This window comes from Nostoc sp. UIC 10630, from assembly GCF_010747425.1.
GTDB lineage: Bacteria > Cyanobacteriota > Cyanobacteriia > Cyanobacteriales > Nostocaceae > Nostoc.
The window spans coordinates 1-11,907 of record NZ_JAAGOG010000216.1; the positions used below are offsets into that span (position 1 = coordinate 1).

Here is an 11,907-nt window from a genome sequence, read left to right on the forward strand (position 1 = left end):
GCCTCCTGCCGCCTGCCTCCTGCCTCCTACCCCCTACCCCCTACTTCTAAACGCCAACTACAACGTTCTTGCTAACTTCCTGGCAAATTGGAATGCGGATTTGAAACTCTGCCCCCTTACCTGGTTCTGAGATGCAAGAGAGTGAGCCACCATGTTTTTCAGTGATAATTTGGTAGCTAATCGACAAACCCATACCTGTCCCTTTACCCACAGGTTTTGTGGTGAAGAAAGGATCGAACAAGCGGCGCTGAAGAGACTCCGGTATACTTAGACCATTGTCTGCAATCCGAATTTCGATTTGATTAGCATCAATTTGTTCAGTGTAAATAGTTATGGTTGGAGTTATTATTTGTCCTTGATTATCCGCTAATGACTCTTCCAAAGCATCGATCGCATTACTCAACACATTCATAAACACTTGATTGAGTTGCCCTGCATAGCATTCCACTTGGGGTAGGTTGCCGTAATGTTTAACAAGCTCAATACCGACACGATCTGACTTTTCTTTGAGGCGATGTTGCAGAATCATTAGGGTACTATCAATCCCCTGATGAATATCAACGGCTTTAATCTCGGCTTCGTCCATGCGTGAGAAGGTTCGCAGAGAAGCGACAATTTGCCGAATTCGGTCTGCTCCAACCCGCATAGAAGACATTAGTTTAGGCAGGTCTTCCAGCAAAAATTCTAAGTCAATTGCTAGAGCTTCTTCCTGAATTTCTAGATGGGGAGATGGGTAATGTTTTTGGTAAAGTTCCAATAGTGTTAGCAACTCTTGAGTATAGCCGTTGGCATGGGTCAGGTTGCCAAAGATAAAATTGACGGGATTGTTGATTTCGTGAGCAACACCAGCTACCAATTGCCCTAAGCTTGACATTTTCTCAGTCTGCACAAGATGAGCTTGGGTTTGTTGCTGTTTGTACAGAGATTTTTCTAGTTGTTCGGCTTTTTCTCGCTCTCGCATTTCAGATGCTTGTAAAGCTTCATTATTAGCTTCCAGTTGTTGCGAGTATGCTTGTAGGTTGGTGTACAGACGGGCGTTCTCGATCGCAATCGAAATTTGTGCTGTCAACAGACTCAGCACATTCACTCGTTCTGAAGGAAAAGCACCAGAAATAAGATTATTTTCCAGGTAAAGAAGACCAGTAAACTTGCCAGAGTGAATCAATGGTAGGCACAAAATCGATTTAGATTGGTGAGTGGCGATATAAGCATCAGCCGCAAAGCGAGAGTCTTTAACAGCATCATCTAAAATCAGGCTTTCTCTGGTTCTTTCTACATAATTGAATAAGGCAACCGGAAGTAAGAATAAATGAGTTTCATGCTCAAAGTTAACAACAACGTTAACGTTCTTACCTTCAACAATTCCCTCTGCTTCTAGCATCCATTGATGATTGTGCTTGACAAGAAAGTAACCTTGTTGAGCGCCAGCATTTTCGATCGCATTTTTCATCAATTTTTCGAGCAAGCGACTCAGCACCATTTCTTCTGACAAGACTTGTGAAGCTTTCATCACCGCCATCAAGTCGAGAATTTGAGCGCCTCCGCTAGTCGTGGAGTTTGTTTGAATATTGTGCAGGTAATTCGGTTCTAGTTTTTCTGTGTTTGATTGCACAATCAATTGCGGATAGCGTGCTTCTAAATCTTTGACTTTAGCGATCGCACCCCAATGGCTGTAGGTGTAGTAAGCATTTGTCATGTATGCTTGGGCAATGGCTTGTTTACCCCATGACCAATAGAATTTGGCAGCGAGTTCGTGAGCAAGTGCTTCTTCGTTGATATACTCGTTTTCTTTAGCAAGTGCGATCGCTTGATCGTACATCTCAATCGCTTCGATTTTTTCCCCTAAAACCCGATGCCGTTCTGCCTCTACTAGATAGAATTTGTGTAAATGATTCATTGGGGCATGATCTGCCCATTTTTGCATTTTTTCTTGATTAGCTTGGACGCGATCGATAATTGCGTGTTGTTCTGATGCTTGGCGATCTGGATATATCGCTAACCTTACTAAAGAATCATAAAAATTGAATAGAGGAACAAGGGGCATTCCTACTACTGCATCTAAATACTTCTCCGCTATAGCGAGATTCTCAATCGCTTCCGAGTAATTTTCAAACCAATAACAAAGCAAAAATTTGTTCAAATATATGTAGCCAACTCCCGCATTGTCGTTTGCTTGCTGGTGTAGTGGCAATCTTATCTGTTCATCGCAGGCTTCACCCTTGAGAAGGGAGGGATTTTCACTTTTTCCAAGTAGATTTAAGGTAGCCTGCCAATAGATTTCTATATAATTAAGCGCTGTTTCTTGCTTAATATTATGAATAGCATTTCTATTTCTTGCTATCTCTCTTTCAAGGACAGTCAGTTCTTTACCGCTAAAGTAAGCTAAACAAGAGTACTGTAGTAGACTATAGCCTGCATATTCTAAGTCTCCTGTCTCCATTCCGCTAGAGTAACTTGACAGCAAAGGCTCTAAGGTTTCTCTCAGATGCTCTTTCCAATGTCGGATAAATAGATTTACGATGAAAACTGTCTTGGCTTTGATTTCTTGAGCATTTAACTTTGACACTAGATTTAAAGCCAACTGACCAAATTTATAACCTGAATCAATATCTCCCACAATGGCACAAAGAAGAAAACCATAATTGGCATAAGCAAAGGGAGAAACGGTAGCATTACCATATTCGACGGATAATTGTACTTGTTTGCATACCGTCAAGGGCAACAGTGCAGGAGCAGCAATATATGCAGGAGCAAAGATACTTGACAAAAGTCTAATGGCTGCTAATTTATAGCGATCGCTCATTTGAGGTAGTTCAATTAAATCCTCAATTCGCGTTCCACTCAAAATTGCCGCAGTGTCTGCCAATCCTTGCCCAATATCTGACGCGTTCGGTTCTTGAGGAAACTCCACCCCTAGCAGCTTTAAAACTTGTAGCGCTGTGTTAACCGCTTCTAGCAGCCGGTTCTGCGCCATATAAGCTTGCATCTGGACTTCATACACTTTAATTTTGTCCAGTAGCGTCACAGCACAGTTTTGGACGATCTCAAACAATCTCTGCATTTCTTCAAAATCACCGCTCAAAAAAGCTGCCTCTGCTGCTTCTGAGTGCAGTGTTAATGTCAGTTCATATTCACACTTCCAGCTTTCTTCTGTTAACAATCCCAAACCAACTTGGAAATATTTGATGGCGGAATCGTGTGCTGTGGCTGCTTTTGCCCTTTTACCTGCAATCAGATTGAGTTCTGCAAGTTGAGATTTTTCTATTTCAGATATTAGTAAATCAGTACCGTAATTCAGTTGGTTAACTAAAGCAAATATATTTTCTTTGCGTTCTTCTGGTGTAGTCTTTTGCAGCAGTAATTGACCAATTTTCAGATGCGTTGCTTTCTTCTGCTCATCGGGAATCAGAGAATACGCCGCTTGTTGTACTCGGTCATGTAAAAACTTGTAGTCAACTTTAACATCTGTTAAAGTAACGCCGCCTGAATCCTCCTGAGTAAACGCTAAGGGAATTTTGTAATCCTGATTTAACGGCAAAATTAGCCCAGCTTGAAGGGCTGGCCACAATTGCGCCGCAGTTGTTAAAGAAGATGCTTCATTAACGATCGCTAATACATCCAGATTGAACGTGTTGCCAATACAAGCAGCCAGTTTAAGGACTTCCTGTGTTTCTGGTGACAATTTGCGAATATTTCTCGCCGTTAATTCAACCACGTTTAAGTCGGTAAGACCGATCGCTTGAATATGTTGGATATCCCACTGCCAAACTCCAAACTGGAAGTCATACGTTAACAAGTCTTCTTGATGTAGAGTTTTCAGCAGTTGTGTTAAGAAAAAAGGGTTTCCTCCAGTTTTGTGAAATAATAATTCTGCTAGTGGCTTGCTGGCTTCTGTGTGATTCAAGGTATCGCTAATTAACGCTTCCACATCTGTTAACTGCAACGGTGATAAGACAATATGATTCACCACTGCATTTGCTGTTTGAATCTTGTTCAAACCCATCATCAGTGGATGGGTAGGCGACACTTCGTTATCGCGGTATGCTCCAATTAACAATAAATATTTGCGTGGCTCGCCGCCGTAGGCATCGCTATCTGTCATCAATAGCTCAATTAAGTTCAGCGATGCCGAATCTGCCCACTGCAAATCATCGAGAAACACAACCAAGGGATGGTCTTGGGTCGTGAATACGCCAATGAATTGCCCAAAAACGCGATTGAAACGATTTTGAGATTCAGCCGCACCCAGTTGTGTTACTGGTGGCACAGTTCCAATAATTAGTTCGACTTCGGGAATCACATCGATAATGACTTGCCCATTCTCTCCCAATGCAGTTAAGAGTTTCTCTTTCCAAACTTGGATTTGGGCTTCGCTTTCGGTAAGTAATTGCTGAATCAAGGATTGGAATGCTTGAATCAAGGATGCATAAGGAATATTGCGCTTGAACTGGTCAAACTTGCCTGCAATGAAATAACCCTTTGCTCCCACAATGGGTTTATGAACTTCATTGACGACACTCGTCTTTCCAATCCCCGAATAACCAGAGACGAGCATGAGTTCGCTACTACCTCCTGCCACACGCTTAAACGCAGCCATCAATGTTGCTACTTCTGCTTTGCGGCCGTATAGCTTTTGCGGAATCAAAAAATGCCCGGATTTGTCTTGTCTTCCTGGTACAAAGTTTTCAATTTTTCCAGTTGTTTGCAGTTGAAACAAACATTCCTCTAAATCAGCTTTCAATCCCCAAGCGCTTTGATACCGCTCCTCTGCTGTTTTCGCTAATAATTTTAAAATAATTGCACTAATCGCTTCTGGCACATCTCCCAGAACGCGGCACACGGTTTCGCTACAGGGTGCGGCTGGCGTTTTGGCAATGTGACAGTGGATCAACTCCATCGCGTCAACAGCTTCAAAGGGCAAAATACCCGTCAGCATTTCATACAAGGTGACACCCAGCGAATAAAAATCGGTGCGATAGTCAACCGCCCGATTCATTCTCCCCGTCTGCTCAGGTGACATATAGGCAAGCGTACCTTCCAGCAAATTCGGATTGCTCAAGATGGGATTTTCTTTATCAAGTCGTGAGGAGATACTGAAGTCAATCAGTTTGGCTTCGCCAGAATCGGGGTCAATTAAAATATTGTGCGGCTTAATATCTTTATGAATAATTTGTTGGGCGTGCAGTTCTCCTAAAATTTGTGCTAGGTTAATCCCCACATTGAGAAAAATAATCAAAGTGGTTGTTTGAGTTGCAATCAGTTCTTGGAGCAAGCAACCTGGAATGTCTTCTAAAACCAAAGCCAGTCCATGCTGATAATTCTTTAACTCGTAGGCTTTAACAATGCCAGGAATTTCCAGAGTCTCAATGATTTGATATTCGTGGCGCAGTCGGGCAATGTCTTCTAAGAGTGGATGTTCGCACAAGAGAGTTTTGACAATGACAGAGGCGTTATCAGTTTCTCGCCGTCCACGATAAATGATGGTTTTACTACCGGAGTGAAGGGTTTCGAGGAGTTGATAACCAGATAAAGTAGCTGTCATTTTTTTTTATTCTTGCAATATTAAGCATACTTACTATGCCCATGCAAGTTTAGCTTTGTAACATTTGTGACTAAAATAAGCATATTTTCACAAGATGTTACAAATACTAATTCACTCTAAATTTGTCTACTGAGTTTGAGAGCATGGTTGCATCTCAAACTCAATAACTAAGGTTTTAACAGATTACCTCAGTGCAAAAATCCTGTACTAATGTTTACAGTTGCCTTGCTTTTGGTGTTGTTGAGAACCTTGACCGTGATTATGATCTTTACCGTGGGAACAGTTTTGCAAATCTTGCTTCAAAAGCTTGTCGCTAATTTCTTGCAAGGATTCATCCACAGCTTGTAATCCAATCCAAGTATCAATCTTTTGTACATCAAATCCTACCTCACGGCGATCGCCTACTTCTAACAAAGGACGGCGAATTAGCAGTGGTTCTTTTAGCATCAGCGCCAAAGCGGTTTGTTCATCCACTTTTTCAGGAACCACCTCACCAGATTTTATCTTGGGGGCGGAAAGATTAAACCATTCGACTACGGGGCGATCGCCAAAAAATGAGCGCAACCGTTCAGCTGTCCAAGGTTCTTTTAGCAGGTTCTGTGGTATCACCTCATGACCAGCAGCTGTTAGCAAAACTTTTTGCTTAACACCACCTTTACAGCCTGGTTTGCTATAGAAAATTACTCTTGCCATTCAACTATCTCCTAATTACTCTTTAGCGCTAAAGCGCCAAGTACGAACCGATGAAATTAAAAATTCCTAGCTTTATGGCTAACTAAGTCAAACTCAAACCTCTCATTCGGATCAGTTTCGCCATAAATATTAAAAGTCACAGTTGGTTCATCACCCACTGCTTCTACACTGTGAATTGCATCGGGAGTAAAGCTAATAATGTCTCCTGGGCAGAGAGTTATCTCTCCCGTTGCTTCAATCTTGTCCTGAAATTCTGGGCTATTGGTGCGTCGCCAAAAAGTATTTTTTTCCTGGCCTTTTAGCACCGCTACGATTCCCCACGTTCCATGATTATGAATGTTTGAACGGGTTCCCGGTGCAAATGTTACTGTTTGCACTGTTAACGGAAAACCCAATTCATCATATAGGAGTAAAACAGAGTTTCCCGTTTTGGGTGAAGGCTCTAAATGTTGACTTTGTACCCAGTAGGAATTTACAATCAAGCGCCTTACAAGCATCCGGATTTTTGGCAGACAATTAGTTTCATTGTCACTACCATTGAGAACATCTTCCACCTCAGTTAAAAACCGATAAAGACGGTAATTTTCTCTCAATAAATCCCAGGCTCTTACAGATTTACAGGCTTGATGCTGACCGTCCCCTGTTAGCAGCCAATCCCTACCTTTCATAACTTTTAAATTGATAGCTGAGAAGATTGGATCACAATGATCGGTGAAACATTAGGAATGTTACCTACAGGAAGCTTAGTAGGTATGTTAATAGGAGGGATGATAGAGTTACTATCAGTACTTGCTCCTAATAAAGAATAGGATTTAGTAGATAACCAATTGTTCATGATTTTCACCTTGACTGAATAAAAGAGGAATAGGGACTGAGGACTAGGGACTAGGAAATAAATATTTAGGAATACTTTCTCAGTACCCAGTACCCAATCCCCAGTACCCAATACCCACACATTGACTAATTAATCGTCTTCTTCTGCCGGACGTGTCAAAATATCCAGCAGAATCCCAGAACCAAAATCATTCTTTTCGTCTATCTGTTTGACTCTGGTGCTGATCTCTTTTGCTTGCTCAATTTCTCCTAACTTTGCTAGCACTAATCCAGAAGCAGCATAAGCATTTAAGTACAATCGAATTTGTGGATCTTCTTTGCGATTGACTAATATAGGCTGAAGTTGCTCCCAGTCATCAGGAAATTTCTCTAGTTCTTTAATTTTATCTAATAATTTGACTGTTGTTTGTAATGCAAGAGAATAATTATTTTTATAATAGAAAAATCTATATGCTGCTACCAATACATCTGTATTTTCATCAGTCTGTGCTAAAGCTTGTTGAATATATTTTTCGGATTCTGATGTATTTTCCCAGTTCTGTGCAGCTAAAATTAATAGGTTTTTGATCTCATCTGGAACTTGGAACCATGAGAATTTGTTTGCATCAAGTTGCATAATAATTTTTTTGTGCGTAGGCAATAGGGAATAGGCAATAGGCAATAGTAAAAAAGTAATAATAATTACCAATGCCTAATGCCCAAGTTAAAACAAAGTAAGAACGTACACCAAGGTGAATAATACAATCCAAATAATGTCTACGAAGTGCCAGTAAATTTCTGTCATTTCGATGAAAGTATGATTGGTGGCAGAATATTCACCGGGAAGACGCGATCGCCACAATGCACGTAATATCAATAACAGTCCCACAAAAACGTGCAAACCGTGGAACCCTGTCATGATATAAAAGCAGTTGGCGAAGACGTTGGTGGTCAGTCCGTATCCCAATGTTGAGTACTCATAAACCTGACCAGCCAAGAAAATTGCACCCATAATTGCGGTAATTGCGTACCATAGTTGCATTCCCTTGACGTTATTCTTTTTAATCGCCGTATCACCAAAGTGAATGACGAAACTACTAGACACCAGAATAATGGTGTTAATCGTCGGTACAAGTAGTTCTACTTCACTCCCTTCTGGAGGCCAAACTGGTGTAATACCTCTGAAAAACAAGTAAGTGGCAAAAAATCCCCCAAACATCAGGGATTCAGAAGCGAGGAACGTCAACAGCCCCCAAACTCTTAAATCTGGATGTTCTTCGTGTCCTGCACTGTGATCTTCGCTCGTGGTTGTAGCTATAGTCATAGATTTTTTGAGAATACGGTCTACTCTGTCTGTTGTGGAAGCTTGAATAAAGAATGAAGTCCGAACCAGCAAAATTTCCATTCTTTATCCAAAATTCTTGTTTAGCCAAACTCTTGACTTGTTCAGGAATTTTCAAAATTCCGAGTTTCGTTTTCTGAATTCGGGCATCCGTTTATTGAATTCGGGCATCCGTTTATTGAATTCAGGCGTTTGTTTATTGAATTCGGGCGCTCGTTTATTGAATTCGGACGTTTGTTTATTGAATTCAGACGTTCGTTTATTGAATTCGGACGTTCGTTTATTGAATTCGGACGCTTGTTTATTGAATTCGGGCGTTTGTGTTCCAAGCCAATACAGTTCAGTTAAGCATCTCTTTCTTCTCTCTGCGTTCTCTGTGTCTTGGCGGTAGCCTACGGCAAGCCGCTCCGCGTCTACGTTAAAAAAAACGACTTTGGTAACAGAGTTTTAGCCTTAACTGAACCGTATTGGGTTCCAAGCTTGGAGTTTCGAGTTGCCAAATCTAATGACTAGAAGTTTCAGTGACTTTGAGTGCGATCGCAATACTGAATTTAGCAACTAAGCACTAGCTTCCGGCGTTGCAGATGGCTGTACTTCATTACTATGACCATGACCGTAGTCATAAGGGCCATGAGTCACAACCGGCAACACTTCCCAGTTTTCAATTGCAGGTGGTGAACTAGTTGTCCATTCTAAAGTCAAAGCTTGCCAAGGATTATCACCAGCCAAAGGCCCTTTCAGCCAACTGTAAATCATGTTGATGGCGAAAGGAATTACCGATATCCCCAAAACAATTGAACCAAAGGTACAAAGTTGATTGAGGTCGATAAATTGGGGGTCATACATTGCCACCCGTCTAGGCATTCCTTTCAAACCCAACTCGTGCATGGGTAAAAAGGTCAAATTTGTGCCGATGAAAGTGAGAGCGAAATGAATCCGTCCCAAGCTTTCATTCAACATCCGTCCGGTCATTTTGGGGAACCAGTGATAAATACCTGCGTAAATACCAAACACGGAACCGCCAAACAGAACGTAATGAAAATGTCCGACAACATAATATGTGTCATGGACATGAACATCAAAAGGCGCTGTTCCCATCGTCACACCACTTAAGCCGCCCATGACAAACATGGACAACAAGCCAATGGCGAAAAGCATCGCACCGGTGAAGCGGATTTTACCACCCCAAAGGGTAGCAACCCAGGCAAAAATCTTCACGCCAGTGGGAACTGCAACGATGAGAGTGGAGATGGTGAAGAACATCCGCATCCAACCGGGTGTACCACTGGTAAACATGTGGTGTACCCAAACGAACAAACCCACAACGCAGATGGCTACGCTAGAATAAGCGATCGCTTTATAACCAAAAATTGGCTTGCGGGAGTGAACTGGAATTACCTCCGACATAATGCCGAAGATGGGCAGAATCATTAAATATACTGCCGGGTGAGAATAAAACCAGAATAAGTGTTGATAAATTACAACGTTACCGCCTGCATCTGGTTTAAAGAAGGAGGTGCCAAAGTTGAGGTCAAACAACAGCAGAACTAAACCGGCTGCTAATACAGGTGTGGAAAGCAAGGCTAGAATGGAAGTTGCCAAGATTGCCCAGCAGAATAGGGGTACTTGATCCCATTTCATGCTAGGAACCTTCATCATCAAAATGGTGATTACGAAGTTCAGCGAACCCAAAATTGAGGAAGTTCCCACCAAAACGATCGCAAGTATCCACATAGTTTGAGCGATTGGCGCTGTCACCAAACTCAAAGGTGGGTAAGCTGTCCAGCCAGATTGCGAACCGCCAAAAATGAAACTACCTAATATGAGTAATCCTGCTGGTGGGTTTAACCAAAAGGCGATCGCGTTTAGCTTCGGGAAAGCCATATCCCTAGCACCAACCATCAACGGCACTAAATAGTTACCAAATCCCCCAATAGCGCTAGGGACAATCCACAGGAAGATCATAATCGTCCCGTGATTGGTCATGAAAGCGTTATACAGATTGGGGTCGAGTACGTCTGCATCTGGTGTTGCTAATTCCACCCGCAGAGCGATCGCCATCAGCCCGCCGATGAGATAGAAGACAAACGCCGTCACCAGGTATTGAATACCAATAACCTTGTGGTCAACATTAAATGTAAAATAATCTTGCCATTTCCACGCCTTCGGATGAGAGGTGTGGCCAGCCACCATTTCCGGTTTCTTCCCTTCTGGTGGAGTATTCCGTGGAAATTCTACCTGCGTCATATTTTTGTCCCTTGTCGTTTGTCATTTGTCCTTTGTCTTTTTGTCCTTTGTCATTTGTCCGTTGTCATTTGTCCGTTGTCATTTGTCCGTTGTCATTTGTCCGTTACGAATAACTAATGACCAATGACTAATGACCAATGACCAATGACCAATGACCAATGACCAATGACTAATGACCAATGACCAATGACTCTAGAGTTGCTGCACTAATTCCCATATCATGGGTGTGGGGTGCGAGAAACTCTGATGTTGATAAGTCGGCTGGATTAACTGCAACGACTTGATTGAGGTTTTGCTGTTGAGCAATCTGGTTTTCTGTCCGCCAGTTCTCATAAGCTTCTGGTGTGTGGACAATTACCTCTGTCCGCATTGAACCGTGATAACCACCGCACAACTCAGCACAAACTACGGGATATGTACCTGGTTTGGTGGCAACAAATCGTAGTTCGGTAGGGATACCGGGAAGTGCATCTTGCTTCAAGCGGAAGTTTGGCACCCAGAATGAGTGAATTACATCTTGTGCTGAAAGGTTGAGTTGGACATCAGCACCGACGGGAATGTGCAATTCTCCAGAGGTAATGCCACTATCAGGGTAATTAAATATCCAGGCGTACTGTATCCCTTTGACATCAACAACTAAATCGGCTGGTTTGTTTAGGGTTTGAGGAGACGCGCCAATCCCGATTGTTGGGGCAATTGTTGGAGCAGCTGTTGCTTCAGTATCGCTAAGTGTAGCAGCGATAGCGGTTCCCGACTTATGAGCAACATGAGCGGCTGAATGAGGATGACCAGCAGGCTCAAAACCGCCCATTTGGTTAAAAACATCTACACTGTAGATGCCCAAACCGAGGACAATCACTGTGGGAATTGCTGTCCAGAAGATTTCTAAGGGAACGTTACCTTCTATTGGTAAACCATCGGTATCATCACCGCGACGGCGACGAAACTTCACCAAAAAAATCAGAATAGTTCCTTCTACCACCAAGAAGAGTGCGATCGCAATGGTAAACATGACGTTGAAAAAACCGTCTACCAAAGGCGCTTGTAGCGATGCCTGCATCGGCATGAGAGTGTGGTTTTGACCGATCCAAATGCTGATTGCTGTAACTACTATCCCAGCAACCAGAGTCCATAGTGATACAGGAACTTGTTGCATACATGCTACCTGCTTTGTAAACAGTCTTTTATAGGTACTGGGGATTGGGTACTGGGTATTGGTAATTGGTAATTGGTCATTGGGAATTGTTATCTATTCCCCATTCCCCATTCC

General features: G+C 42.4%; 7 protein-coding genes. All 7 read right to left on the minus strand.

Annotation, left to right across the window (positions count from 1 at the left end):
- Positions 1-46 precede the first annotated feature (46 nt).
- The 7 genes from G1O98_RS31930 to G1O98_RS31960 all read right to left on the minus strand — a co-directional run bounded on the left by G1O98_RS31930 (position 47) and on the right by G1O98_RS31960 (position 11,793).
- Positions 47-5,542: an ATP-binding sensor histidine kinase gene (locus G1O98_RS31930; RefSeq protein WP_163936884.1), complete on the minus strand. Its 5,496-nt coding sequence runs from the start codon at positions 5,540-5,542 to the stop codon at positions 47-49.
- A gap of 207 nt (positions 5,543-5,749) precedes the next feature.
- Positions 5,750-6,235, minus strand: coding sequence for an ArsC/Spx/MgsR family protein (locus G1O98_RS31935; RefSeq protein ID WP_163936887.1), 486 nt, complete (start codon positions 6,233-6,235; stop codon positions 5,750-5,752).
- 56 nt (positions 6,236-6,291) lie between these two features.
- Positions 6,292-6,903, minus strand: coding sequence for a cupin (locus G1O98_RS31940; protein ID WP_163936891.1), 612 nt, complete (start codon positions 6,901-6,903; stop codon positions 6,292-6,294).
- Between the two features lie 296 nt (positions 6,904-7,199).
- Complete coding sequence (locus G1O98_RS31945) at positions 7,200-7,685, minus strand: hypothetical protein (RefSeq protein ID WP_163936895.1); 486 nt, start codon at positions 7,683-7,685, stop codon at positions 7,200-7,202.
- A gap of 87 nt (positions 7,686-7,772) precedes the next feature.
- Positions 7,773-8,372 carry a heme-copper oxidase subunit III gene (locus G1O98_RS31950; protein WP_163936905.1) on the minus strand — a complete coding sequence of 200 codons (600 nt, stop codon included), beginning with the start codon at positions 8,370-8,372 and terminating at the stop codon, positions 7,773-7,775.
- A gap of 576 nt (positions 8,373-8,948) precedes the next feature.
- Entirely contained in the window at positions 8,949-10,637 is a 1,689-nt protein-coding gene (gene ctaD / locus G1O98_RS31955; protein ID WP_163936898.1) for a cytochrome c oxidase subunit I, read from the minus strand.
- A 169-nt stretch (positions 10,638-10,806) separates the two neighbouring features.
- Entirely contained in the window at positions 10,807-11,793 is a 987-nt protein-coding gene (locus tag G1O98_RS31960) for a cytochrome c oxidase subunit II (RefSeq protein ID WP_163936902.1), read from the minus strand.
- Positions 11,794-11,907 lie beyond the last annotated feature (114 nt).

Excerpts from the sequence above, each read along its gene's own strand:
- G1O98_RS31935 (WP_163936887.1), bottom strand. The coding sequence starts at position 6,235 with ATGGCAAGAGTAATTTTCTATAGCAAACCAGGCTGTAAAGGTGGTGTT.
- G1O98_RS31945 (WP_163936895.1), bottom strand. The coding sequence starts at position 7,685 with ATGCAACTTGATGCAAACAAATTCTCATGGTTCCAAGTTCCAGATGAG.
- ctaD (WP_163936898.1), bottom strand. The coding sequence starts at position 10,637 with ATGACGCAGGTAGAATTTCCACGGAATACTCCACCAGAAGGGAAGAAA.
- G1O98_RS31960 (WP_163936902.1), bottom strand. The coding sequence starts at position 11,793 with ATGCAACAAGTTCCTGTATCACTATGGACTCTGGTTGCTGGGATAGTA.
- G1O98_RS31950 (WP_163936905.1), bottom strand. The coding sequence starts at position 8,372 with ATGACTATAGCTACAACCACGAGCGAAGATCACAGTGCAGGACACGAA.
- G1O98_RS31930 (WP_163936884.1), bottom strand. The coding sequence starts at position 5,542 with ATGACAGCTACTTTATCTGGTTATCAACTCCTCGAAACCCTTCACTCC.
- G1O98_RS31940 (WP_163936891.1), bottom strand. The coding sequence starts at position 6,903 with ATGAAAGGTAGGGATTGGCTGCTAACAGGGGACGGTCAGCATCAAGCC.